The sequence below is a fragment of the Teichococcus aestuarii genome, assembly GCF_042651065.1.
GTDB classification, from domain to species: Bacteria; Pseudomonadota; Alphaproteobacteria; order Acetobacterales; family Acetobacteraceae; genus Pseudoroseomonas; species Pseudoroseomonas aestuarii.
Genome location: NZ_JBHSCH010000065.1, coordinates 1 through 24,047 on the forward strand (window position 1 = coordinate 1; position 24,047 = coordinate 24,047).

Sequence of the window (24,047 nt, forward strand, 5' to 3'; positions counted from 1 at the left end):
GCCATGGGCGCGGCCGCCTGGGCGGCGCGCACCGGCAGCCGCTGGGGCGGCGGCCCGGCCGCCGCCACGCTGGCGGGCATGACCCTGCCGGGCATGGCATTGGCCGGCGCCGCCGCCTGGGCGGGGCTGCCTCCCAGCGAGCCGGCCGCCCCGCCCCAGACACCGGCCATGCCGAGGCCCTTCACGCCCAGCAGCAGCCCGCCGCCCAGCATCAGCGCGCGCAGCGCGAGCACGGCGCTCACGAGACGCGCTTCCGGATCAGGGCCTGCAACAGCTCGTGCTCCACACGGGTGCGCGGCATGGCCGGCTCCTCCTCGGCCAGGGATGGCGGGGCCACTGGGTGCGGGATGGCGTGCGCCGGGGATCGGACCGGCGACGGAACCGGGGACGGGGCTGGGCGGGCGGCCGCCGGCGCGGTGCCGCGCGCCTGGCGGATGGCGGCATCCAGCCGGTCCGCCAGCCCCTCCGCGCGCTCGACAAGGAAGCGGAGATCCTCGCGCAGTGCCTGGGCGCTCGCGGTCTGCTCCGCCATGCCGCGGCCGGCGCTGTCGGCGGCGGCGCGCAGCCGCAGCGTGGCGCCCTCCGCCTCGCGCGTCGCCTCGGCGAAGCCCTTCATGCTGGCGGCCATCGCCTCGCGGTCGCGGCGCAGCCCGGTGAGGGCGCGCTCCAGCCGCACCGCCACGGGCAGCGCCACCAGCAGGCCGAGCGCCAGCGCGCCCTGCAGCACCCATTCCAGCGTCGTCATCGCGCTCCCTCCCCCTCCATGGCGCCGCGTGCCGCCGGGCCGCGCGGGATGGTGCGGGCGATGCGCACCGCCAGCTTGCCGTTGTGCCCGCCCACCTTGCCCTCGAAGAGCGGCACGTCGCCGCAGCGCAGCCGCACCGGCGCGCCGGGGCCGACGCCGAGGGTGATCCGGTCGCCCACGCGCAGGCCGAGCACGTCGGCGAGGTTCATCGCCTGCTCGTCCAGCACCACGTCGAGCGCCACCTCGGTCTGCCGCAGCTCCTCGGCCAGGTGCGTCTCCCAGATCGAGTCGCGGCCGAACTTCTCGCCCATGAACTGCTGCAGCAGCAGCTCGCGCACCGGCTCCAGCGTGGCGTAGGGCATCAGCAGCTGGATCTGGCCGCCGCGGCTTTCCATGTCGACGCGCATGCGGGTCAGCACCGCGGCGTTGCTGGCGCGGCTGATGGCGGCGAAGCGCGGGTTCACCTCCAGCCGCTCGAAGCGGAAGCGCACCTCGGCGAGCGGCCCGAAGGCCTCGGAGAGGTCCTGCAGCACCACCTCCACCATCCGCTCGATCAGCCCGCGCTCGATGGTGGTGTAGGGCCGGCCCTCGATGCGCATCGGCGAGGTGCCGCGCCGCCCGCCCAGCAGCACGTCCACCACCGAGTAGATCAGCGCCGAATCGACGACGACGAGGCCGTAATTGTCCCACTCCTCCGCCTTGAAGACGACCAGCATGGCCGGCAGCGGGATGGAGTTCAGGTAGTCGCCGAAGCGCAGGCTGTTGATGCCCTCGATCGACACCTCGACATTGTCCGAGGTGAAGTTGCGCAGGCTGGTGGACATGATGCGCACCAGCCGGTCGAAGACGATCTCCAGCATCGGCAGGCGCTCGTAGGAGACCAGCCCGCGCGCGATCACCTTCTCGATGCCAGAGGTGGTGTCCTCCGCCGTCTCCTCGCCGTCGCCGAAGCCGAGCAGGCTGTCGATCTCGGCCTGGCTCAGCACCCGGGTCGGCTCGGGCGGGGACATGGCGGGGGCCACGGCCTCGGCCAACGCCTCGCCCCAGCCATCGCCGGCCTCCGGCGCCTGGTCCGGTGCCTGCTCTGGCGCCTGTTCCGGCCCCCGCTCCGGCGTCGTGTCGCCGCCCGCCTCGGCCAGCGCGGCGGCCCAGTCATCCTCGGCGGGCTGCTCCGGCGCGCCGCTCATTGCATCACCAGCTCGACGAACAGCACGTCCGTCACCCGCACGGGGGAGGCGGCGACGTTGGCGCGCGCCATCATCTCCTCGCGCAGCCGGTGGGTGCCGGCGCTGCCGCGCAGCTCCTCCGGCCGGGTCTCGCGCAGATAGGTGGTGAAGATGTCGAGCAGCCGCGGCATCGAGGCCTGCAGCGCCGCCGCCTGGGCGGGGCCCTCCACCTCCAGCTTGGCGCGCAGCTTGATGAAGGTCTGCCGCCGTGCCGCGGTGTTGAGGTTGGCGATGATGTCCGGCACCTCCACGAAGACCGGGGGCGCCGCCTTGGCCTCGGCCGGCGCGGCCGCGCCCGGCCAGGGGGCCGGCCATGGCAGCAGCCCGCCGCGCCGCGCCCCCGCGCCGCCGCCGCCCAGCAGCAGCACCGCCGCGGCCGCCAGCAGCACGGCCTTGCGCCGCCCGCCACCTGTCTTTTCCTTTGGGGCCTTCTCGCCCCGCGCGCCGCCACTCATGGCGCCCACTCCATCCTGGAATGCAGCGGGGATTAGCGGGCACCTGTTAACGGCTCCTTGCCCGGCAAAAATTGCCTCAACTTCCTGGCAACAATTGCCCGGTAGCCCTCTGCATCGGCGCGGCAGGCCTCTTTCCAGGCCGCCCCGCGCCGATGCCGCCCCTGGCACGCCGCTTGCGGAGCCCGGACCGGCCGAACCGCAGGAGCCGCGCCACGATGGACATGCCGGGCTACATCGTCCTCTCCCGCCTCGCCGCGCAGCGGCGGGCGACGGATGCGCTTGCCGCCAACGTGGCGAATGCCGACACGCCCGCCTTCAAGGCGAGCCAGACGGTGTTCGCGACCCAGCTGGCCGGGCGGGACGGCGCCGGCGCGCTGGGCGGCCGCCCCGTCGCCTTCGCGCAGGACCGCGCCACCTGGCGGGACTTCTCGCCCGGGCCGCTGCAGACCACCGGCAACCCGCTGGACCTGGCGCTGACCGGCGAAGGCTTTTTCGCCGTGCAGACGCCGGATGGCGAGCGCTACACCCGCGCCGGCCGCTTCGCCCTCTCGCCCGAGGGCGGCGTGGTGGATGCCGCCGGCCACGCCGTGCTGGATGCCGAGGGCGCGCCGCTGCTGATTCCGCAGGGTGCGGCGCGCATCGAGATCGCCGGCGACGGCACGCTGGCCACCGAGGCCGGGCCGGTGGGGCGGCTGCGCGTGGTCAACTTCGCCAACCCGCAGCTCCTCCAGGCGGAGGGCGACCGGCTCTACGTCGCGCCGCCCGAGGCGGCGCCGCAGCCGGTGGAGCGCGCGGCCGTGGTGCAGGGCGCGGTGGAGGGCAGCAATGTCAGGCCCGTGCTGGAGCTGACGCGGCTGACCGCCGAGCTGCGCGAGTTCCAGTTCGCCGCCCAGTTCGCCGAGAAGGAAGGCGAGCGGGTGCAGAGCGCCGTCGAGCGCATCCTGCGCCGCCGATGATCACGCGCATCCCGCGCCGCCGCTGAACAGCAGCCCACCGGAGAAGGAAAACGACCATGCGTAGCCTCCACGTCGCCGGCACGGGCATGCTCGCGCAGCAGACCAATGTCGAGGTGATCTCGAACAACATCGCGAACATGAGCACGACGGGCTACAAGCGCCGCCGCGCCGAGTTCCAGGACCTGATCTACCAGAACCTGCGCCGCACCGGCACGCAGAGCAGCGAGCAGGGCACGGTGCTGCCCGCTGGCGCGCAGCTCGGCCTCGGCGTGCGCACCGGCGCCATCTACCGCATCAGCGAGCAGGGCAACCTGTCGCAGACCGAGAACCGCTTCGACCTCGCCATCCGCGGCAATGGCTACTTTCCCGTGCAGCTCCCCTCGGGCGAGACGGCCTATACCCGCGCCGGCACCTTCGCCCTCTCGCCGGAGGGCATCATCGTCACGCCGGACGGCTTCCCGGTGGGCCAGGGCATCGCCGTGCCCGCCGCCGCGCGCGACGTGACGATCAACGCCGCCGGCGAGGTGCTGGCCAAGCTGGACGGGCAGGTGGAGCCGCAGAATGTCGGCCAGGTCCAGCTCGCCATCTTCCCCAACGAGGGCGGGCTGGAGGCGACGGGCGACAACCTGTTCCTCGCCACCCCCGCCTCCGGCGAGGCGCAGCTCGGCGCCGCCGGCGCGGTGGGCTACGGCCAGGTGCTGCAGGGCTTCATCGAGACCTCGAACGTCAACGTGGTGCAGGAGATCACCAACCTGATTACCGCGCAGCGCGCCTACGAGATGAACAGCAAGGTCATCACCACCAGCGACGAGATGCTCTCGACGCTGACCCGGCTGCGCTGATGCGCCGCGCCGCCGCCCTGGCCCCTGCCCTAGCCCTGCTGCTGCTCGCCGCGCCGCTGCCCGCGCGGGGGCAGGGCGTGCCGCAGCCGCGCCCGCTGGCGCTGGTGGAGGGCGGCACGGTGACGCTGGGCGACCTGTTCGAGGAGGCGGGCCCGCGCGCCGGCCAGCCGCTCGGCCCCGCCCCCGCGCCGGGACGGCGCTTCGTGGTGGAGGCGTCGCAGCTCGCCGTCATCGCACGCGACTACGGGCTGGGCTGGACCCCGCTCGCCGGCGACGAGCGCGTGGTGGTGGAGCGCCCCGGCCGCCCGCTGGCGCTGGAGGAGGTGGAGGCGGTGCTGCGCGCCGAGCTGGCCACGCGTGGCGCCGACCCCTCCCTCGACATCGACCTGCCGGGCTACCAGCCGCCCATGGTGCCCGCCGGCGGCGAGGCGCCGCGCCTGGCGCTGGAGGCGGTGGAGTACGATGCCGCCGGCCAGCGCTTCGCCGCCACGCTGGTGGTGCTGGCGGATGGCATGGCGACGCTGCGCCAGCGGCTCGCCGGCCGCGTGCTGGCCATGCGCGGTGTGGTGGTGGCCACCCGGCCGCTGCGGGCCGGCGAGGTGCTCTCGGCGCGCGACCTGCGCCCCCAGCGCCTGCCGGCCGAGAAGGTGCGCCCCGGCATGGCCGAGCGCGTCGAGGCCGTGGCGGGGCAGCGGCTGGTGCGGGCGCTGCGCGCCGGCCAGCCCGTGCCGCTGGCCGATCTCGCGCCGCCGCCGGCGCTGCGCAAGGACGCGCCCGTGCTGCTGCTGCACGACGCGCCGGGCCTGTCCATCACCGCGCAGGGCCGCGCGCTGGAGGATGGCGCGCCGGGCGCCACGATCACCGTGCTGAACCTGGCGACCGGCGCCACGGTGCTGGCCGAGGTGCTGGGCCCGGACCGCGCCCGGGCCCTCGGCCCCCTGCCCGCCCCGACCGCCGCCGTGCCGCCCCGCCGCGCCGCCTGGCCCTGACGCGCCCGAACCCGACGCCGACCCCTGAATCTGCACCGGAAAAATCCTGGTCATGTCCCGCTCCCTCCGCCTGCTGCCGCTGCTGCTCGGCCTTGCCGCCTGCGACAATTTCTCGCGCCTCTCCGAGATCGGCCGCGCGCCCGAGATGGCGCCGATGGAAAGCCCGACCGCCGCGCCGGCCTGGCGGCAGATCTCGATGCCGATGCCGCCCCCCGCCGCGCCGGTGGCCGAGGGCAACAGCCTCTGGCGCCCCGGCAGCCGCACCTTCCTGCGCGACCAGCGCGCCGCCCAGGTGGGCGACCTCGTCACGCTGCTGGTGCAGATCCAGGACCGCGCGCGGCTGGAGAACAGCACCGAGCGCAGCCGCACCAACAGCGAGGATCTCGGCCTGCCGCGCCTGTTCGGCTACCAGACCCGGCTGCCCGGCGCCGCCGCCGGCGGCAACCTGCTGACCGCCGAGAGCGGCTCGGTCAGCCGCGGCGAGGGGTCCATCGACCGGACGGAGAGCGTCACGCTGCGCGTCGCCGCGACGGTGGTGCAGATGCTGCCCAACGGCAACCTGGTGGTGGCCGGCCGCCAGCAGGTGCGGGTGAACCACGAGCTGCGCGAATTGCAGGTGAGCGGCATCGCCCGCCCGCAGGACATCGGCAGCGACAACACGGTGCGGCACGACCGGCTGGCCGAGGCGCGCATCGCCTATGGCGGCCGCGGCACGGTGAGCGACGTGCAGACGCCGCGCTACGGCCAGCAGTTCCTCGACATCGTGCTGCCGTTCTGAGGCGCCCCGTGATGCGCCGCCTCGCCCCCACGCTGCTCCTGCTCCTGCTGCTGGCCTTCCTCGCCGCCGCGCCCGCCCTGGCCCAGCGCGGCGCCGGCTTCGGCATGCGTGTCAAGGACATCGCCGACATCGAGGGCGTGCGCGACAACCAGCTCGTCGGCTACGGGCTCGTGGTCGGGCTGAACGGCACGGGGGACCGGCTGCGCACCGCCGTCTTCACCCGGCAATCGCTGATCGGCATGCTGGAGCGGCTCGGCGTCAACACGCGCGACCAGGAGCGGCAGCTCGACACGCGCAACGTGGCGGCGGTGATGGTGACGGCGAACCTGCCGCCCTTCATGCGCACCGGCACGCGCATCGACATCACCGTCTCGGCGCTGGGCGACGCCACCAACCTCACCGGCGGCATGCTGGTGGTGACGCCGCTGCTCGGCGCCGATGGCGAGGTCTATGCCGTGGCGCAGGGCGCGCTGGCCACCGGCGCCATCGCCGCGCGGGGCGCCGCCAGCTCCGTCACGCGCGGGGTGCCGACCTCGGGGCGCATCGCCAACGGCGCCATCGTCGAGCGCGAGGTGCCCTATGCCTTCGCCGGCAAGTCCCAGCTCCGCCTCTCGCTCCGCAACCCGGACCTGACGACGGCCCGCCGCATCGCCAACGCCATCAACCGCCTGGCCGGCGCCGGCGCGGCCAGCGCGATGGATCCGCGCACCGTCGTCGTCTCCCTCGCGGGGCGGGACCCGGTGGGGTTCGCGACCGAGATCGAGCAGCTCCGCGTCGAGCCCGACCAGCGCGCGCGGGTGGTGATCGAGGAGGCCTCCGGCACCATCGTCATGGGGGCGGATGTGCGCATCAGCACGGTCGCCATCGCCCAGGGCAACCTCGCCATCCGCGTCACCGAGGCGCCGCAGGTGAGCCAGCCCGGGCCGCTCTCCAACGGCGAGACGGTGGTGGTGCCGCGCACCGGCATCGAGATCGACGACCAGTCCGAGCGCCGGCTCAGCGTGCTGCGCGGCGGCGTCTCGCTCGACGAGCTGGTGCGCGGGCTGAACAACCTCGGCATCGGCCCGCGCGACATGATTTCCATCCTGCAGACCATCAAGGCCGCCGGCGCCCTCCAGGCCGATCTGGAGGTCCGGTGAGCCACACCGCCATGGGAGACCGCATGACCCAGCCCCTCCCCGCCCTGTCGCCGCTCGCCGCGCCCGCCGCGCCGCGCGGCGGCACCGAGGCGGCGCAGCGCCGCGCCTCGGAGGCCTTCGAGGCCCAGGTGCTCGGCGCCCTGCTGCAGCCGATGTTCGAGACCCTGGCAACCGACGGCCCCTTCGGCGGCGGCAATGCCGAGGCGCAGTGGCGCCCGATGCTGGTGGAGCAGTTCGGCCGCGCCATGGCCAAGGCCGGCGGCGTGGGCCTCGGCGCCGCGGTGCTGGCCGAGATGCAGCGCCTGCAGGCGGAGGCACAGGCCGGCCCGCAGCAGGCTGGCCCGCAGATCGGGCCGCAGGCCCCGGCGGGAGGCAGCGGCCGATGAGCGCCATCGCCACGCTGGAGCGCGCCGCGCTGGACTTGGCCGCGGCGCTGGAAGCCGAGACCCGTGCCCTGGCGGCGCGCGACCTCGCCGCCGCCGCCACGCTGGGGGGGGCGAAGCAGGCGGCGCTGGAGGCCTTCCTGGCGGCCCGCGCCGCCATCCCGCCCGAGGCGCTGCGGCCGGTGGCCGCCGACCTCGCCCTGCTGGTGGACCGGCTGCGGGCGGGTGTCGAGGCCAACCGCGCCATGCTGCAGCAGGCCCTGGCCGTGCAGGCGCGGGTGATCGAGACCATGGCGCGCGCCGCCGGGCAGGCGGCATCCGCCACGCAGGGCTACGGCCCCGCGGGGACGGCCGGCGCGGCACCCCTGGCGCTCTCCCTGCGGGCCTGAGCGCGGGAGACGGTTCTCTCCGGATCGCGAGAACCGTTAACAACACGTCAACGGCTTCTTGCTCCCTTCCCGCCGTCCCGCAGCCGCGGCGCGGCAGAAGGCCGCCCCGCCGGCTCCCTTCCGCGGGGCGGTCTGGGCGAGGCAGGAGGCCGGTGCCGCGATGAACTCCGAGTTGGCGCTGAGTGCCCTGGTGGCGCTGGTGGTGGTGCTGGGTCTGGTCGTGCTGGCCGGCCAGGTGGTGCGCCGCCTGGGCCTGGCGCCTGGCCTGGCGGCTGCCGGCCGCCGGGGGAGCGGCGCCCCGCCGCGCCGCCTGGCCCTGCTGGAGAGCCTGCCGATCGACCCGCGCCGCCGCCTGCTGCTGCTGCGCTGCGACGGGCGCGAGCTGCTGGTGCTGACCGGCGGCCCGCAGGACCTGCTGCTCAGCGCCACGCCCGGCGCCGGCGCCGGCGCCGCAGCGGAGCCACGCTGATGCGCCGCCTTGCCGTCTTCCTGGCGCTTGCCCTCGCTCTGCTGCCGGCCCCGGCCCTGGCGCAGAGCCTCAATCTCGACCTGGGGGCGGGCGGCGCCGGGGCCACCGCGCGACTCGTGCAGCTCACGGCGCTGATCGGCCTGCTCTCGCTGGCGCCCTCGCTGCTGGTGATGGCCACGGCCTTCGCGCGGATCGCCATCGTGCTGTCGCTGCTGCGCAGCGCCCTCGGCGCGCCCGGCATCCCGCCCAACCCGGTGCTGATCGGGCTGTCGCTGTTCCTCACCTTCTTCGTCATGCAGCCGGTGTTGGAGCAGTCCTGGAGCCAAGGGCTGCAGCCCATGGCGGCCGGGCAGATCGAGGAGATGGCCGGGCTGCGCGCCGCCGCCGAGCCGTTCCGCGGCTTCATGCTGGCCAATGCGCGGGATGAGGACATCGCGCTCTTCCTGGAGCTTGGCCGCATGCCCGAGGTGGCCGCGCCGGAGCAGACGCCCTGGCGCGCCCTGGTGCCCGCCTTCATGGTGGGCGAGCTGCGCCGCGCCTTCGAGATCGGCTTCCTGCTGTTCCTGCCCTTCCTCATCATCGACCTGGTGGTGGCCAGCGTGCTGATGGGCCTCGGCATGATGATGCTGCCGCCCCCCACCATCTCGCTGCCCTTCAAGCTGGTGTTCTTCGTCATGGTCGATGGCTGGCGGCTGGTCTCGGGCAGCCTGGTGCAGGGCTTCGCCGGTGGTGGCTGAGACGGCGCTGCGGCCGCCGCCTTCCGCCGCCACGGACGAGGCCGGCCCCGACCGCCTCGCCGCCTTCGCCTTCGCCGCCGCCGGGCTGATGGTAGAGACGGACCCTGGCGGCCAGATCGCCTTCCTGGCGGGCACGCTGCTGCCGCGGCTGGGCACGGCGGCGCTGGGCGGGCCGCTGCGCGCCCTGGTGGCGCCGGAAGACCGCCCGAGGCTGGAGGATGCCCTGGCGCGGCTGGCCGCCGAGGGCCGGCTGCCGCCGCTGGTGCTGCGGCTGGCCTGCCCCGGACATCCGCCCCAGCTGCTCAACGGGCTGCGCCTGCCCGGGGCGCGGCTGGCGCTGTGCTTCACCGCCCTGCCCGAGCCGATGGCCATGCCGCAGGCGGCGGAGCCCTGCCCTGCGCCGGCGCCTTCTCCCGCCCCTGGCGAGCCCGGCCTGCTGGCCCGCCGCGCCGAGGCGACATTGCGGGAGGGCGAGGCCGGCACCGTGCTGTCGCTGATGGAACTCTCCGGCGCCGACGGGCGGATCTCCCCCCGCCCCGCCCTGGCGCGCGACGTGGCCGCCGCCCTGGCCGACCATGCCGGCCCGGATGGCGTGGCGGCGCAGCTGGCGCCGGGGCGCTTCGGCGTGCTCGGCCCCGCCGGCGATGCCAGCCTCGGCGCGGTGGTGGAGCGGCTGCAGGCCATCCTCGGCGCCGCCGGTCTGTCGGGGGCGGCCGTCTCGGCCCAGACCCTGCCGCTGGCGGACCCCGAGTCGGCCGGGCTGAGCGGGCCGCAGGCGGTGCGCGCGCTGCGTCTGGCGCTCGGCACCTTCGCGCAGGGGGGGGCCGCGGCCCTGGCAAGAGCGGGGTTCGAGGAGGGGCTGCACGGCTTCGTCGCCGCCGCCAGCCGGCGCAGCGCGGCGCGCGGCCGCGCCGGCGCCGGCCGCCGCTTCTCCCTGGCCTACCAGCCCATCGTCGCACTCGGCCGCGAGGGCCGGCCGGCGGCGCATTACGAGGCGCTGATCCGCCCCTGGCCCGGCGAGCCCGGCGTGCCGCACAGCCCGCAGGATTTCGTCACCCTGGCGGAGATGCTGGGGCTGGCAGTGGAGCTCGACCTGGCCGTGGTGCAGTCCACCCTGCTGGCGATGGAGCAGGGCGACACGGCGTTGCGCCTGGCCTGCAACATCTCCGGCCTGTCGCTGCAGGATGGCGGCTTCCGCGCCCGGCTGCTGGCGCTGCTCGACGCCGCCCCGCCGGCGCTGCGGCGCCGCCTGCTGCTGGAGGTGACGGAGACCGCCGAGATCGAGGACGAGGTGGCCGCCGCCGCCACCTGCACCGCCCTGCGCGAGCGTGGCGTGGTGCTTTGCGTCGATGATTTCGGCGCCGGCGCGGCGGGGCTGAGCTATCTCCGCCTGCTGCGCCCGGCGCTGGTGAAGCTGGATGGCCGGCTCGTCACCGGGCTGGACGGCCCCGCCCGCGCCGAGGACCGCGCCTTCGTCACCGCGCTGGTGGAGCTGGCCCATGCCCTCGGCGCCGAGGTGGTGGCGGAGCGGATCGAGACCGAGGCGGATGCCGCCGTGGCGCTGGGCTTCGGCGCCCGCTACGGCCAGGGCTGGCTGTTCGGCCGGCCCGGCCGGCTGCCGGGGCATCTCAGCGGCCGCGCCCTGCAGGCCGAGTGAGCGGAGCCGGACGCATGCGGTTAACATTTGCCGGCTGTGATGCGCGGCATGAGCCTCGATAGCGCGCTCCTCACCGCCAGCAGCGGCCTGCGGCTGACGAGCCGGCAACTCGGCACGGCGGCGCAGAATGTCGCCGGTGCCGGCGTGGCCGGCTACACCCGCAAGCAGGTGGAGGGGCAATCCCTCCTCACCGGCGGGGTGCGGGCGCTCGACCCGCGGCGGGACATCGACCCGGCGCTGCGGCTGGAGGCGCGCCGCGCCGCCGCCGAGGAAGCCGCCGCCGGCCTGCGCAGCGACACGCTCGGCGCCCTCTCCCGCCTGCTGGGCGATCCGGCGGACGGCACCAGCCCGGCCGGGCTGATCGGCGCGCTGCGCGACAGCTTCGCCAGCCTCGCCGCCAGCCCGGCCGACAGCACCGCGCAATCCGCCACGCTGGAGTCGGCGCGTGCGCTGGCCGGGCGGATGAACGCGCTTGGCGGCGCCCTGGACCGCGCCCGCCAGGGCGTGCAGGACGGCCTGCGCGCCGATGTCGGCAGCGCCAACACCCTGCTGCAGGACATCGCGCGCCTCGACATCCTGGTGCGCAACGAGACCGCCGCCGGGCGCGGCGCCGCCGCCCTGCAGGACCAGCGCGACGCCGCCGTGGCCAGCCTCTCCACCCTGGTCGGCGTAACGCCGCTGGCGGCGGAGAATGGCGGTGTCACCCTGATGCTGCCGGGCGGCCACACCCTGCCGCTGGACCCCAAGGCCAGCCCCTTCGCCCTGGCCGATGCCACGGTGACGGCCGGCAGCTACCACGGCGCCCCGGCTGGCACCCTGCCCGGGCTGACGCTGAACGGCATGAACCTGGCCGATGGCGCGGCGCTCGGCGGCCGCATCGGCGAGGGCTTCGCCCTGCGCGACGAGACGCTGCCGCGCATGCAGGCCGAGCTGGACATGACCGCCGCCACCCTGGCGCACCGTCTGGAGGAGCAGGGGCTGCGCCTGTTCACCGAGCCCGGCGGCGGCGCCCCTCCCGACCCTGCCGCCGCGGGCGCCGGCCCGGCCATCGCCGGCTTCGCCGGGCGGATGGCGGTCAACCCGGCCATCGCCGTAAACCCGGCGCTGCTGCGCGACGGCACGCCCGATTCGGGCGGGTTCCCGCCCAACCCGGCGGGCGGGCCGAGCGGCTACACCGCCCTGCTCAACCGTGTGGGCGATTACGCCTTCGGTCTCGAATCGGCCGCCGGCATGCCGCATGCGGCGATCGCCGGCAACAATCTCGGCCCGGGCGGCACGCTGGCCACCGGCACCGGCGGCGCGCAGCGGATCGGCGACTACGCCGCCGCCACCCTGGGGCGGCAGAGCGCCGAGGCCGATGCCGCCTCGGCCGCCGCCGCGCAGTCCGGCGCCGTGCGGGCGCAGTTCGATGCCATGGTGCAGGCGCGCGAGGGTGTCGATGTCGATGCCGAGATGGCGGCGATGGTGCAGCTGCAGAATGCCTATGCCGCCAATGCACGGGTGATGTCCGTCGTGCAGAGCATGTGGGACGCGCTGCTGGCGACGGTGCGGTAAGGAGGGGCGCGGCCCATGGCGATCAGCGGCTTCCGGAGCCTGGACAGCACGATGCTGGCGGCGGCGCAGTTGCGCGCGCGCTTCGACGAGGCGACGCGCCAGGCCGCTTCCGGCCAGCGGGCCGACAGCTATGCCGGGCTGGGCGCCGATGCGCGCCGCTCGGTCGACCTGCGCGCCGAATGGTCGCGCCGCGAGACGCTGGCCACCAGCGCCGAGACCGCCGGCGCGAAGCTGGCCTATACGCAGACCGTGCTCGGCCGCTTCTCCGAGATCGCCAACGGCATGGCCGAGGCGGCCGGCAGCGCGCTCGGCACGCTGGGGCCGGACCGCGCCATGGTGGCGCAGAATGCCCGCGCCGCCCTGGCCGAGGTGGCCGGGCTGCTCGGCGAGCGCTACCAGGGCGAGGCGCTGTTCGGCGGCAGCGACCCCACGGGCAGCCCCATCGTCAACCCCGGCGAGATCCAGCAGACCGGGCTCTATGCCGGCACCCGCGCGGCCATGGCCCGGCTGGGGCAGGACGACGCCGCCGCCGTGCTGGCCGAGACCCGTGCCCTGGCCGCGAGCGACGCGCCGGGCATCACCCCTTTCTCCGCCCATGCCAGCGCCGCCGCGCGCGGCGAGATTGACGACCCGCGCCCGGGCGTCACGCTGGGCGAGGGGGTGCGAATCGAGCTCGGGCTCTACGCCAACCGCAATGCCACGGGTGCCCGCCCCGGCGAGGACAGCACCGGTTCCTGGGCGCGCGACCTGCTGCACGGGCTGAGCGTGCTGGCCAACCTCGACGCCGCGCCGGCGGAAGCCGATGTGGCGGCGCTGCTGCAGGGCACCGTGCGCACCCTGCGTGCCGCCGCCGACGGGGTGAATGGCGAGGCGGGCGCGCTGGGCAACACCGAGCAGCGCCTGGCAGGCGTCGCGGCGCAGAACCGCGAGGTGGCGGGGCAGCTCGAGCTGCAGGTGGGCGCGCTGGAAGCGGTGGACCCTGCCGAGGCCTTCGTGCGCATGCAGGCGATCCAGACCCAGCTGCAGGCCAGCTACAAGAGCCTGGCCATGCTGGGCGAGATGTCCCTGGCCAACTTCCTGCGCTGAGGCCGGGCGCCGCGCCTCAGTTGGCGGCGGGCGCCGGGCTGGAGGCGAGGAAGAAGAAGGGCAGCGCCCGCGGCACGGGCTGCGGCGCCGCGGCCGAAGGAGCCCCCTTCGGAGGGGCCACCACCGAGGCGGCCTGCACGACCCGGCGCGATGCCCCGGCCACCGGCACCGGCGCGGCCCGGTAGGCGGCCAGGCCGCGCGCCGTGCCCTCCCCCGCGCCCAGGAAGAAGCCGCCCCCCACCGCGCCCTGCCCCGCCGGCGGCACGGCCTGGGCGAGGCCCATGGCCGGCGCCGCATCCGGCAGGCGCTTCTCATCCTCCCAGGCGGCCAGCACCTTGGCCAGGTAGGGCTCGCCGAATTGCGGGTTCTGCGAGTGGTAGCTCGCGGCGGCACGGTGCCAGTCCTGCTTGGCGTCCATCAGCTCCCGCAGGAAGCGGGCGGCGTAGCGCGCATTGGCCAGGGGGTCGAAGGCTTCCTCCAGGCTGGCGAAGGCCCTTGGGTGGTGGCGCAGGTTGATCTGCATGCAGCCCACGTCGATCGAGCGCATGCCTCCGGCCTGCAATTCCTGCACCGCGGCAATTCCTGCCGAGCGCGAGGGGAACATGCTGCCGCGCCCTTCCGCGTTGATGGTCCAGGGATAGGGGTCCACCTGCCCCGTCGCCGGATTTCTCCGCCCGGACTCGACGCGCGCGATGGCCGCGAGGAGGCGCGGCGGCAGGTTGTAATCCCGCTCCGCCTGCACAATCGCCTCACGACAACTTACAGTTGCCGCCATGCTCACGCTGGGCAGCAGGAGCAGAGCCAACACGGCAAGTTGAACAAAACCAGAAAGGGAAAAATGGCGGCTCATGCCGCTTCTGACAGCAAGGTCTGTGCCAGAAAAAGGCGCCACCCTGGGTTGCATAGGGCCGGATTCATAGATCGCTAAGAAATTCACGCAACTTCATGGCTCGCTCCGCCACAACCGGTCTGTCCCGCCCATGTCCCTGGTGCCGCCCTTCCTGCCTCCTTCCGCTCTGGGTCCCACGGGTCCAGCAGCGCGGCGCCGCCCGGCCGGGCCTGGAGGAGCCTTCAGCCTGCGCGGCGGGATGCCGGGCGGAGACCGGATTTCCGCCCCGGACGGGCCGCAGGAGGCAAATGCGGTAGGGGCTCTGTCGCTGCTGGGAATCCAGGCGGAAGAGCAGGATCTGCCCCGCCGGAGGCGCCCGGCCGGGGCCGTGCTGGAGGAAGCGGCGGACATGCTGCGCCGGTTCCAGCTGCTCGCCCTGGGCCTAGGTGATCAGGTGCCCGCGCCGGCGGAGCTGTCCGCGCTGGCGCGGGAGCTGGAGGGCACGCCGACCCTGGGGCCCGACGGCCCCGCCCTGGCCCTGCGCCTGCGCATCGAGATGGCGAAGCGCCTTCCCGGCGCATGAAGTAGATCCTACGCAATACAACCTAGAGTGCAATTTCTATCAACCATATGGATAGTGCCGAAAAAGCACATATGGCCGTTGTGTTGCTTGATCCCCTGCAACCTCTGCTTGCGCAAATTTTTGAAAGGCCATAGATCGCTAAATTGTGAGGCTCGCTCAATGGTTGTGGAGCCTCGGCCCGGACCTCCCGTTCGCAGCGAAAATCGCAAGGACTGGCATGCTTATCCTCGCCGCTTCTCTCCTCGCCTCCCCGCAGGGTTTGCACCGCGACCTCACCCGGCTGGGTCATGTCTGCGACGTGGCGACGCCATTCTGCGAGACTGCTTCCATCGCCCAGTTCAGCGGTCCCTATGACGCGATCGTGTTGCAGGCCAACGACAACGCGGCGGAGGCCATCGCCGTGCTGCGGGAGATCCGGGGCCGCGGCCTGCGGGTGCCGGTCGTCATCCTCGCCAGCAGGCTGCGCGTCGAGGAGGAGCAGGCCGCCTTCAATCACGGCGCCGACGACGTGCTGACCATGCCGGTCAGCACGCAGCTCCTGGTGGTGCGGCTGCAGGCCATCCAGCGCCGGGTGCTGGGCCATGCCTCCGCCGTGCTGAACTGCGGCAACGTCACCCTCGACCAGGCGCAGCGCCATGTCATGGTCGATGGGCGGCATGTGCGCCTGACGGCGCGCGAGTTCGAGGTGCTGGAGACGCTGATGCTGCGCCCCGGCATGCTGCTCACCAAGGAGCAGTTCATGAGCCGCGCCTATGGCCTGAACGAAGGGCCGAATGTGCGCGTGCTCGACGTCTTCGTCTGCAAGCTGCGGCGCAAGCTGGCCGCGGCCGGCGCGGCGGAGATCGTGCGCACCGTCTGGGGCAGCGGCTATGTGCTGCGCGAGCCGGCGGAGGCCGACGTGGCCCAGGCCCGCCAGCGCTTCTTCGCCGGCCAGCCGCGCCAGCGCCGCGCCCATCTGCTGCCCGAGGCGTTCGCCGCGGCCGTGGCCTGACAGACCGCTTCCCCGCGCCCCCGCCACGGGGGCGCGGCAGGAGTTCGTGAATGGCCAAGCGACCTGGCAAAGGGGACCCCTCCCCCACCATCGTCATCCGCCGCGAGGAGGAGGGCGAGGAGCACGCCCACCATGGCGGCGCCTGGAAGATCGCCTATGCCGACTTCGTCACGGCGATGATGGCGTTCTTCCTGCTGATGTGGCTGATCAACGCTACGACCGACGCGCAGCGGCGCGGCCTGGCCGACTATTTCGCGCCCACCAACATCCTCGGCCGCGCGGCGTCCGGCTCCGGCGAGCCCTTCGGCGGCCGCACCATGAACAGTGACCGCACGCTGGCCGGGGAGACGCCACCCTCGGGCGGCGTGCAGATGGCGCTGCCGGCCATGCCCCTGCCGGCAGAGATGACCGAGCAGGACGAGGAGGACACGCTGCCTCCCGAAGCCGCCCGTTCGGCCTACCCGCTGCGCCGCCCGGCGCCGGAGATGGCGATGGCGCGGCGGGTTGTCGCCACGGCGGAGCAGGAGGCGCAGGCCGCGCCGCCGCCCGGCGCCGCCACGCACGGCCCGGAACGCGAGGCGCTGGAGCGCGAAGCGCTGGACCGCGCCGCGGCCGAGATCCGCCGCAGCGTGGCCGACGATCCGCAGCTTGCCGAGCTGGCGCCGCAGCTGATGCTGGAGCAGGTGCGCGAGGGGCTGCGCATCCAGCTCGTCGACGCCGAGGGCCAGCCGGTCTTCGCCGCCGGCCAGGCGGCGCCCAATGCCCGTGGCCGCGCGCTGCTGATGCGCGTCGCCGCCGTCGTCGCGCGCCTGCCGAACCCTGTCGACATCAGCGGCCATACCGACGCCACGCCCTTCCGCGGCAATGCCGACCGCTCCAACTGGGACCTCTCGGCCGAGCGCGCCGGCGCCACGCGCCGCCTGCTGGTGGAGGCGGGCGTGGCCGAGGAGCGCATCCGCGCCGTCACCGGCCGCGCCGACCGGGAGCTGCTGCGCCCCGAGCGCCCGGAGGATGCCGCCAACCGCCGCGCCTCCATCCTGGTGGCGCTGCCCGAGACACCACGCCCCGCCGACCCCGGAGCTTCCCGATGATCCTGCTCGCCGGCTTCGGCGTCGTGCTCGCCTGCGTGTTCGGCGGCTATCTGGCGGCGGGCGGCAAGCTCGGCCCGATCCTGCATGCCCTGCCCTTCGAGATGCTCATCATCGGCGGCGCCGCCGTGGGCAGCTTCCTGATGTCCAACTCCATGGCGCATGTGAAGCACACGCTGGGCGGGCTGGCGAAGGCGCTCAAGGGCGCGCGCTACGGGCGGCAGGATTATCTCGACCTGTGCACGCTGCTGCACCGCCTGCTGCGCGTGGCGCAGACGCGGGGCGCCGTGGGGCTGGAGCCGCATATCGAGAAGCCGGAGGAGAGCAGCATCTTCACCGCCTTTCCGCGCATCCTGGCCGACCGCCATGCCACCGCGCTGATCTGCGACTATCTGCGCATGATCGGCATGAACGCCGACGACCCGCACCAGATCGAGGACGTGATGCAGCGCGAGCTGCGCAAGATCCGCGAGGAGGAGCTGCACGCCGCCCACGCCCTGCAGAGCGTGGCGGATGCGCTGCCGGCGCTCGGCATCGTCGCCGCCGTGCTCGGCGTCATCAAGACGATGGGCAGCATCGACCAGCCGCCGGCGGTGCTGGGCGCCATGATCGGCGGCGCGCTGGTGGGCACCTTCCTCGGCGTGCTGCTGGCCTACGGGCTGGTGGGGCCGCTGGCGAGCAAGCTGAAGGCTGTGGTGATGGAGGAGGCGAAGTACCTGGAGGTGGTGCGCGCCGTGCTCGTCGCCCACCTGCACGGCAACGCGCCGCAGGTGGCGGTGGAGGTCGGCCGCAAGACCGTGCCTTCCGACCTGATGCCGAGCTTCCAGTCGCTGGAGACCACCCTGAACGAGGCGGCGGCGGCCGCCTGAGCCGGGCGCCGCCGCAGCGGCGGCGCCCGGCTTTCCGTGCGCCGCGTCAGCGGCGCATGTTGATGGTCTCGGTCAGCATCTCGTCGCTGGTGGTGACGATGCGGGTGTTGGCGGTGTAGGCGCGCTGCGCCACGATCAGCTTCGAGAACTCGGCGGCGATGTCCACGTTGGAGCGCTCCACCGCGCTGCTGGCAAGGGTGCCGGCGCCCTGGGTGCCGGCCGCCTGCACCTGCATGGTGCCCGCCTCCGCGGTCATGCCGAAGGCCTGGCCGTCCATCCGCTGCAGCGCGTCCGGATTGGTGAAGGTGACGACGGGCACCTTGGCCACGGTACGGCTCTGTCCGTTGTCGTAGCTGACGACGACATCGCCATTGTCGCGGATGGCGGCGGAGCGGAAGGCGCCGGCGCGGCTGCCGTCGACGGTGACGCTGCGCTGCTCGTAGGCGGCGACGGGCCCCTGGGCGAGGTTGGCGAGGTTCAGGGTGAGCGCCGCGTCCCCGGCGCCCAGCACCGCCTGCGGTGGATTGTTGGTGAGCGCGCCGGTATTCGCGTCGAAGGCGAGGTTCGCCTCGCCGAGCGCCGCGCCCTCCGCCGTCGTTCCCGCGACATTCCACGCATTGTCGGCGGTGCGCGTCCAGGTCAGGTTCACCGTCTGCTGCTCGCCGGCCGCGTTGTAGATCTGCACCTGGCTCTGGATGGGGGCGGCGGCGCCCTTCGGCAGGCTGGCGTTCAGGGTCACGGTGCGCGTCGCGGTGGCCGGCAGCGGCGCATCGCTGATGCGGACCGGCGCCAGCACGCCCTGCTGCGCCTCGCCCGCCGCGTTGGCGGCCCAGCCCTGCAGCGCATAGCCGCTGCCATTGACCAGGTAGCCCGAGCTGTCCTTGCGGAAGTCGCCGGCGCGGGTGAAGAGCGGCTGGGTGTCGAAGGTCAGAGAGCCGTCGGCATTGCGGCCGGCGGCCTGCGCCACGCTGAACAGCCCATTGCCGGAAAGCGCCAGGGAGAGCGGGTTCTCCACCGTCTCCACCGAGCCCTGCAGCGAGACCGTGGCGCTCGGCGTGGCCACCACCGCGCTCGGCGCGTGGCTCCGCTCGTTCGATTGCGTCAGCAGGTTGGCGAAGCTGGTGTCGGTGCGCTTGAAGCCGATGGTCTGGCTGTTGGCGACATTGTCCGAGATGTGGCCGAGCGCGCGCGCCTGCGCGTTCATGCCGGAGATGGCGGTGGTCATGGAGCCGAACAGCGACATCCGCGGGGTTCCTTGCAGCGGGCCAGGGGCCTGTGCGGCAATGCCGCGGCCCGGATGAGGCAAGGCGGTTGCAACCGCCATGCCAGCCTGCCGGCGGGCCGGATGCGCCGCCGTGCCGGGTCCGGGTGGCAGGGATTGCCGGGCGGCCGGCAGTTTCTGCCGGGTGGCGGCGCCATGTGGCAGGGTCCGGGGGCCTGGCGGCGCGGGCCGCGCTCTGGCCCCGCTTTTGCTGGGGAGGCTTCGAGATCCTTCCAGGCCCACACCCATGATGCCCGCCATCGCCGCGCTTCCGACGCCGCCCCCCTGCCCCTCCGGCGCCAACGCGGCCGGGGCCGAGGGAGCATTCGCGGCGTTGTTCGCGGCGCTGGGCGAGGCGCCGGCCGCCGGCACGGCGCCCGCCGCCCCGAACGGCGCCGCCCCCGGCCGGGACGGCTTGCCGCTGTGGCAGGATACCCCGCCGCAGGAACCGCCGGCCCCCGTGCCCGGCGCGGCGCCCGTCGTCGCCGCCTGGCTGCCGCTTCCGGCCGCGCTGCGGGTCCAGCCGGCGCAGGTCGCCGGCCAGGCCGAACCCGGCCTCGGCCAGCCGCGTGGCCGCACCGGCACCGCCCTGCCGCCCGCCCCGCAGGCCTCCTCACCGTCGCCCGGCTTGGCGGAGGGCGCGGCGGAGCCTGCTGTGGCAGCGCCCCCTTTCCCCCAGGACATGACGGGCATGGCGGCCTCCGCGGCGGAGGATGGCGCGGCAGCGCTTCCCTCTCCTGATGCGGCGGGGGCCGCGCCCATGGCCGCCGCTCCGGAAACCCCGCACGCCGCGCCGTCCGGTCCGGCGCCCGGTCCCGCATCCGCTCCCCTGCCCGCGCCGCTGCCGGTGGCCTCGCCCGCGGCCGCCCCGCCCGTCCACGCCCCGCCCGTCCACGCCGCGCCGCCGCCGGTACGGCAGGTCGAGCAGGGGCTGCTTGCCCTCGCCACCCGCCCGGCCACGGCCACCGCGCCGGCCCGCATCGTCGTGGCGCTGCAGCCGGAGGCGCTGGGGCGCATCGAGATCACGCTGGAGAAGGGTGTGGACACACCCGCCTCGCTGCATTTCGCCGCCGAGCGGCCGGAGACCCTGCTGCAGCTGATGCAGGACGCGCCCGCCATTCAGGCCGTGTTGCAGCAGGCCGGGCTGGCGGCCGAGCAGGGCGCGACGCTGCAGTTCGGACTGTGGAATGGCGCGCCGCGCCAGGAGGACGGTTCGCCCGGGGAGGGCGAAGGCCCGCCCCACGCCATGGCCCGCCGCCGCCGCGGCGCGGGCCCGGCCTCCGCCCTCCTGGCCACTCCCGCCGGCGCACCGCGCGCCGGCATGGCCGGCCAGATCGACCTCGCCCTCTGATTCCTGCCCCCAAGACGGAGCGCCCCGCCATGGCCATCACCGACAGCGCCGCCATCACCACCGCCACCACCGCAGCGCGCGGCACCGCCAGCGGCAACGCCGCCACCAGCCTGGCGGGGGACATGCAGAGCTTCCTGATGCTGCTGACGACGCAGTTGCAGAATCAGGACCCGCTGCAGCCCCTCGATCCCACCCAGTTCACCACCCAGCTCTCGCAATTCGCCGCGGTGGAGCAGCAGATCGCCACCAACCGCAACATGGAGGCGCTGCTGGAGCTGCAGAACGCCGCCGCCATGCTCACCGCCGCGCCGCTGATGGGGCAGGAGATCACGGTGGCCACCGATTCGGTGGGGCTGCAGGATGGCACCGCGCAGAAGCTGAACCTGCCGGCGCTGAAGGAGGCCGGCGGCGCCAGCGGCGCGCTCGTCACCATCACCGATGCCGCCGGCACCGTGCTGCGCCAGGCCGCCGTGCCGCTGGGCGAGGCGGCCACCGCCTGGCGCTGGGACGGCCGCGATTCGCGCGGCGCCCTGCTCGCCGACGGCGCCTACAAGCTGTCCGTCGCCGGCACCGATGCGCGCGGCGTCGCCAGCAGCACGCTGGACGTGACCGTGACCGACCAGGTGGACAGCATCACCCGCAGCGGCGCAGGGCCGAAGCTCGGCCTTGGCGCCCTCACCGTCGGGCTGGAGGCGCTGCGCGGCCTGTAACGCACCGGAAAGCCACACCGCCGGCGCAAACCGCGCCGCGCCGCATCGCCGTTAATATTCAGGCAACGCCCCTGCGAAAGTTTCGCGGCGCGGGGAAGAACCCTGCGCGCGGAGAGCATGGCGTATGCGTCGACCAGGCGGCCCAAAACGGGCGATGGCAGGACCGGCGGAAGCCGGGCGGGCGGCCACGGCACGGCCGGGGATGCCGGCGGGCCGTGATGCGCGGTGCGCCGCATGAACGCGGGCCTGCAACGCCTGCTTGCCTCGCTGCGCGCGCTTGGCCCGGCGCGGCTGGCCATGCTCGGCCTCTCGGCGGCGCTGACGCTCGGCGTGCTGGGCTACATGGTGCTGCGCACCACCACCCCGCCCATGGCCCTGCTCTATGCCGAGCTTGACCCGCGTGACGCGGCGCAGGTGGTGGCGGCGCTGGAGCGCGCCCGCGTGCCGCACCGCATCGGCCGCAACGGCACCGAGATCCTGGCGCCCGAGGAGCAGGTGCCGCGGCTGCGGCTGATGCTGGCGCGGGACGGCCTGCCGAGCGGCGGCAGCATCGGCTACGAGATCTTCGACCGCCAGGGCGGGCTGACCACCACCCCCTTCCAGCAGGACGTCAACCGCCTGCGCGCGATGGAGGGCGAGATCGCCCGCAGCATCCGCGCGCTGGAGGGCGTGGCCGCGGCGCGCGTGCACCTGGCCCTGCCGCGGCGCGAGCCCTTCTCGCGCGAGCGCAGCGAGGCGCAGGCCAGCGTGGTGCTGCAGATGCGCGGCGCCCAGCGGCTGGACCGCGAGGGCGTGCAGGCGGTGCTGCAGCTGGTCGCCTCCGCCGTGCCGGGGCTGAAGCCGCAGAACGTGGCGGTGGTGGACGGGCGCGGCGAGCTGCTCTCGCGCGGGCAGGGCGGCGAGGCGGGCGGCGCGCTGGCGCAATCGCGCGAGGAGCTGCGCCGCGCGCAGGAGATGCGCATGGCGCGCGGCATCGAGGAGATGCTGGAGCGCACCCTCGGCCCCGGCCGCGTGCGCGCCGAGGCGACGCTGGAGATGGATCTCGACCGCGTGCAGGTGACCGAGGAGCGCTTCGACCCGGACAACCAGGTGCCGCGCAGCCAGAGCTCCACCACCGAGAGCAACCGCAGCGGCGAGCCGCAGAACGTCACCGTCGCCAACCAGCTGCCCGGCGCGCCGGCGCCGCCCCAGGGCGGGCCGCAGACGCAGGAGCAGCGGCAGGAGGAGACCATCAACTACGAGATCGGCCGCACCACGCGCAGCACGCTGCGCGAGCAGCCGATGCTGCGGCGCCTCTCCGTCGCCGTGCTGGTCGACGGGGTGTGGGAGCCTGCCGAGGCGCCGGGCGGCACGCCCCGCTTCCGCGAGCGCACGGCGGAGGAGCTGGCGCGGATCAGCGCGCTGGTGCGCGGCGCCATCGGCTTCAACGAGGCGCGCGGCGACCGGCTGGAAGTGGTGTCCCTGCGCTTCGCCGACCCCGGCCAGGGCGCCGAGGGCGAGGCGCCGTCCGGCTTCCTCGGCTTCGCCTCGCTGACGCCCGCGCTGACGGTGCGGCTGGTGGAGAGCGGCCTGCTGGCGCTGGTGGTGCTGGTGGGGCTGCTGCTGGGGCGGCCGGTGGTGAAGCGGCTGATCGCCGGCATGGCGCCGCCGCCCGCGGCGCCCGCCCTGCCCGACGGCACGGGCGCCACGCCCGGCCTGCCCGCGCCGGAGGGCGGCGCCCCCGCCATCGAGACGGACCAGCCGATGATGGACTTGGCCATGGTGCAGGGGCAGATCCGCGTCTCCAGCCTGAACAACCTGGCCGAGCTGGTGGACCGCAACCCCGATGAGACGCTGGCGGTGCTGCGCCGCTGGCTCACCCCGCAGGAGGCCAAGCCGTGAGCCTGACCCGCGCGTTCAACACCCTGGGCCTGACCGGCCCGCAGAAGGCGGCGACGCTGATGCTGGCGCTGGGCGAGGACCGCGCCGGCCGCCTGCTCGCGCGCATGCATGAGGACGAGGTGCGCGACGTCTCCGCCGCCATGGCGCAGCTCGGCACCGTCTCGGCCGAGACGGTGGAGGCGCTGTGCCGCGACTTCGCCGAGCAGATCGGCCAGGCCGGCTCGCTGATCGGCAGCTGGGAGACCACCGAGCGGATGCTGCTGCGCGGCCTGCCGCGCGACCGCGTGACGCAGATCATGGAAGAGCTGCGCGGCCCCGCCGGCCGCACCATGTGGGACAAGCTGGGCAACGTGAACGAGGCGGTGCTCGCCAACTACCTGAAGAACGAATACCCGCAGACCGTCGCCGTGGTGCTGACCAAGGTGCGGCCCGACCACGCCGCGCGCGTGCTGGCGCTGCTGCCCGAGGGCTTCGCCATGGAGGTGGTCATGCGCATGCTGCGCATGGAGAGCCCGCAGGCCGAGGCGCTGGAGGGCGTGGAGCGCACGCTGAAGGCCGAGTTCATGTCGAACCTTGCCCGCTCCGCGCGGCGGGATTCGCACGAGCTGCTGGCCGAGATCATGAACAACCTCGACCGCGCCGCCGAGGGCCGCATCATGGCCGGGCTGGAGGAGCGCGCGGCCGATTCCGCCTCGCGCATCCGCTCGCTGATGTTCACCTTCGAGGATCTGCGGCGGCTCGATGCCGCCGGCATCGCCGTGCTGCTGCGCGCGGTGGAGAAGGACCGGCTGGTGATCGCGCTCAAGGGCGCCTCCGAGACGCTGCGCGAGCAGTTCTTCAAGGCCATGTCGGAGCGCGCCGGCCGCATGCTGCGCGACGACATCGCGAGCCTCGGCCCCACGCGGCTGCGCGACGTGGAGGAGGCGCAGATGGCCATGGTGGCGCTGGCCAAGGAGCTGGCCCAGCAGGGCGAGCTGCGCCTGGCCGAGGGCGAGGCCGAGGAGATGGTGTATTGAGCGCCGCCGTGTCGGGCGAGGCGCCGCTGCGCCACCACGCCCTGCTGCTGCGCCACGCCGCGC

The 24,047-nt window shown here is 74.4% G+C and carries 26 protein-coding genes; 20 read left to right on the plus strand and 6 right to left on the minus strand.

All coding sequences use genetic code 11. The features are described 5' to 3' along the window. The 4 genes from ACFOY6_RS19400 to ACFOY6_RS19415 all read right to left on the minus strand — a co-directional run. A partial coding sequence (locus ACFOY6_RS19400) for a hypothetical protein (RefSeq protein ID WP_379651983.1) occupies positions 1-242 on the minus strand: 242 nt, incomplete at its 3' end. Beyond that, complete coding sequence (locus ACFOY6_RS19405) at positions 239-745, minus strand: DUF6468 domain-containing protein (RefSeq protein ID WP_379651984.1); 507 nt, start codon at positions 743-745, stop codon at positions 239-241. The genes ACFOY6_RS19400 and ACFOY6_RS19405, both read right to left, overlap by 4 nt. Then, positions 742-1,932, minus strand: a complete 1,191-nt coding sequence (gene fliM / locus ACFOY6_RS19410) for a flagellar motor switch protein FliM (RefSeq protein WP_379651985.1) — start codon at positions 1,930-1,932, stop codon at positions 742-744. The genes ACFOY6_RS19405 and fliM overlap by 4 nt, the downstream gene beginning before the upstream one ends. Continuing rightward, on the minus strand, positions 1,929-2,426 hold the full coding sequence (locus ACFOY6_RS19415) for a flagellar basal body-associated FliL family protein (protein ID WP_379651986.1): 498 nt from the start codon (positions 2,424-2,426) through the stop codon (positions 1,929-1,931). The genes fliM and ACFOY6_RS19415 overlap by 4 nt, the downstream gene beginning before the upstream one ends. Positions 2,427-2,641: 215 nt before the next feature. On the opposite strand from ACFOY6_RS19415, the gene flgF reads away from it, so the two are divergent. From flgF to ACFOY6_RS19475, 12 genes are all read left to right on the plus strand, one after another. Beyond that, positions 2,642-3,382 (plus strand): flagellar basal-body rod protein FlgF, encoded by a 741-nt coding sequence (gene flgF / locus ACFOY6_RS19420; protein ID WP_379641087.1) that lies wholly within the window; start codon positions 2,642-2,644, stop codon positions 3,380-3,382. A 56-nt stretch (positions 3,383-3,438) separates the two neighbouring features. Continuing rightward, positions 3,439-4,224: a flagellar basal-body rod protein FlgG gene (flgG, locus tag ACFOY6_RS19425; RefSeq protein WP_109517496.1), complete on the plus strand. Its 786-nt coding sequence runs from the start codon at positions 3,439-3,441 to the stop codon at positions 4,222-4,224. Further along, a complete protein-coding gene (gene flgA, locus ACFOY6_RS19430) occupies positions 4,224-5,213 on the plus strand; it encodes a flagellar basal body P-ring formation chaperone FlgA (RefSeq protein ID WP_379651987.1) in 990 nt (329 codons plus the stop codon). The genes flgG and flgA overlap by 1 nt, the downstream gene beginning before the upstream one ends. Positions 5,214-5,265: 52 nt before the next feature. After that, positions 5,266-5,991 (plus strand): flagellar basal body L-ring protein FlgH, encoded by a 726-nt coding sequence (gene flgH, locus ACFOY6_RS19435; RefSeq protein WP_109517494.1) that lies wholly within the window; start codon positions 5,266-5,268, stop codon positions 5,989-5,991. Positions 5,992-6,002: 11 nt separating this feature from the next. Beyond that, on the plus strand, positions 6,003-7,130 hold the full coding sequence (locus ACFOY6_RS19440) for a flagellar basal body P-ring protein FlgI (protein ID WP_379641497.1): 1,128 nt from the start codon (positions 6,003-6,005) through the stop codon (positions 7,128-7,130). 23 nt (positions 7,131-7,153) lie between these two features. Next, complete coding sequence (locus ACFOY6_RS19445; protein ID WP_379651988.1) at positions 7,154-7,516, plus strand: rod-binding protein; 363 nt, start codon at positions 7,154-7,156, stop codon at positions 7,514-7,516. Next, complete coding sequence (locus ACFOY6_RS19450) at positions 7,513-7,902, plus strand: hypothetical protein (protein WP_109517492.1); 390 nt, start codon at positions 7,513-7,515, stop codon at positions 7,900-7,902. The genes ACFOY6_RS19445 and ACFOY6_RS19450 overlap by 4 nt, the downstream gene beginning before the upstream one ends. 160 nt (positions 7,903-8,062) lie before the next feature. After that, on the plus strand, positions 8,063-8,371 hold the full coding sequence (locus tag ACFOY6_RS19455; protein WP_379651989.1) for a flagellar biosynthetic protein FliO: 309 nt from the start codon (positions 8,063-8,065) through the stop codon (positions 8,369-8,371). Next, positions 8,371-9,108 carry a flagellar type III secretion system pore protein FliP gene (gene fliP, locus ACFOY6_RS19460; protein ID WP_379651990.1) on the plus strand — a complete coding sequence of 246 codons (738 nt, stop codon included), beginning with the start codon at positions 8,371-8,373 and terminating at the stop codon, positions 9,106-9,108. The genes ACFOY6_RS19455 and fliP overlap by 1 nt, the downstream gene beginning before the upstream one ends. Beyond that, entirely contained in the window at positions 9,101-10,765 is a 1,665-nt protein-coding gene (locus tag ACFOY6_RS19465) for an EAL domain-containing protein (RefSeq protein ID WP_379651991.1), read from the plus strand. The genes fliP and ACFOY6_RS19465 overlap by 8 nt, the downstream gene beginning before the upstream one ends. Before the next feature lie 48 nt (positions 10,766-10,813). Next, the gene (locus ACFOY6_RS19470; protein WP_379651992.1) at positions 10,814-12,319 is read left to right on the plus strand and encodes a flagellar hook-associated protein FlgK; all 1,506 of its coding nucleotides are present in this window, start codon (positions 10,814-10,816) and stop codon (positions 12,317-12,319) included. 15 nt (positions 12,320-12,334) lie between these two features. Next, on the plus strand, positions 12,335-13,405 hold the full coding sequence (locus ACFOY6_RS19475) for a flagellin (RefSeq protein ID WP_379651993.1): 1,071 nt from the start codon (positions 12,335-12,337) through the stop codon (positions 13,403-13,405). A 16-nt stretch (positions 13,406-13,421) separates the two neighbouring features. Here the strand turns inward: ACFOY6_RS19475 and ACFOY6_RS19480 are convergent, their stop codons facing one another. Next, the gene (locus ACFOY6_RS19480) at positions 13,422-14,213 is read right to left on the minus strand and encodes a lytic transglycosylase domain-containing protein (protein WP_379651994.1); all 792 of its coding nucleotides are present in this window, start codon (positions 14,211-14,213) and stop codon (positions 13,422-13,424) included. 430 nt (positions 14,214-14,643) lie between these two features. Between ACFOY6_RS19480 and ACFOY6_RS19485 the strand changes: the two genes are divergently transcribed. The 4 genes from ACFOY6_RS19485 to motA all read left to right on the plus strand — a co-directional run bounded on the left by ACFOY6_RS19485 (position 14,644) and on the right by motA (position 17,765). Beyond that, entirely contained in the window at positions 14,644-14,817 is a 174-nt protein-coding gene (locus ACFOY6_RS19485) for a hypothetical protein (protein ID WP_379641071.1), read from the plus strand. Positions 14,818-15,034: 217 nt separating this feature from the next. After that, positions 15,035-15,808: a response regulator transcription factor gene (locus ACFOY6_RS19490; RefSeq protein ID WP_109517484.1), complete on the plus strand. Its 774-nt coding sequence runs from the start codon at positions 15,035-15,037 to the stop codon at positions 15,806-15,808. Positions 15,809-15,858: 50 nt separating this feature from the next. Next, on the plus strand, positions 15,859-16,899 hold the full coding sequence (locus ACFOY6_RS19495; RefSeq protein WP_379651995.1) for a flagellar motor protein MotB: 1,041 nt from the start codon (positions 15,859-15,861) through the stop codon (positions 16,897-16,899). Further along, the gene (gene motA, locus ACFOY6_RS19500; protein ID WP_109517482.1) at positions 16,896-17,765 is read left to right on the plus strand and encodes a flagellar motor stator protein MotA; all 870 of its coding nucleotides are present in this window, start codon (positions 16,896-16,898) and stop codon (positions 17,763-17,765) included. The genes ACFOY6_RS19495 and motA overlap by 4 nt, the downstream gene beginning before the upstream one ends. Before the next feature lie 46 nt (positions 17,766-17,811). On the opposite strand, the gene ACFOY6_RS19505 is transcribed toward motA, so the two are convergent. Beyond that, entirely contained in the window at positions 17,812-19,008 is a 1,197-nt protein-coding gene (locus tag ACFOY6_RS19505) for a flagellar hook protein FlgE (protein ID WP_379651996.1), read from the minus strand. Positions 19,009-19,273: 265 nt separating this feature from the next. Here ACFOY6_RS19505 and fliK point away from each other — a divergent pair, with 265 nt between their 5' ends. From fliK to fliG, 4 genes are all read left to right on the plus strand, one after another. Beyond that, the gene (gene fliK / locus ACFOY6_RS19510; protein WP_379651997.1) at positions 19,274-20,377 is read left to right on the plus strand and encodes a flagellar hook-length control protein FliK; all 1,104 of its coding nucleotides are present in this window, start codon (positions 19,274-19,276) and stop codon (positions 20,375-20,377) included. Between the two features lie 29 nt (positions 20,378-20,406). Next, the gene (locus tag ACFOY6_RS19515; RefSeq protein ID WP_109517479.1) at positions 20,407-21,087 is read left to right on the plus strand and encodes a flagellar hook assembly protein FlgD; all 681 of its coding nucleotides are present in this window, start codon (positions 20,407-20,409) and stop codon (positions 21,085-21,087) included. 234 nt (positions 21,088-21,321) lie between these two features. Next, entirely contained in the window at positions 21,322-22,968 is a 1,647-nt protein-coding gene (gene fliF / locus ACFOY6_RS19520; protein ID WP_379651998.1) for a flagellar basal-body MS-ring/collar protein FliF, read from the plus strand. Next, entirely contained in the window at positions 22,965-23,984 is a 1,020-nt protein-coding gene (gene fliG, locus ACFOY6_RS19525; protein WP_456316318.1) for a flagellar motor switch protein FliG, read from the plus strand. The genes fliF and fliG overlap by 4 nt, the downstream gene beginning before the upstream one ends. Positions 23,985-24,047: the final 63 nt, after the last annotated feature.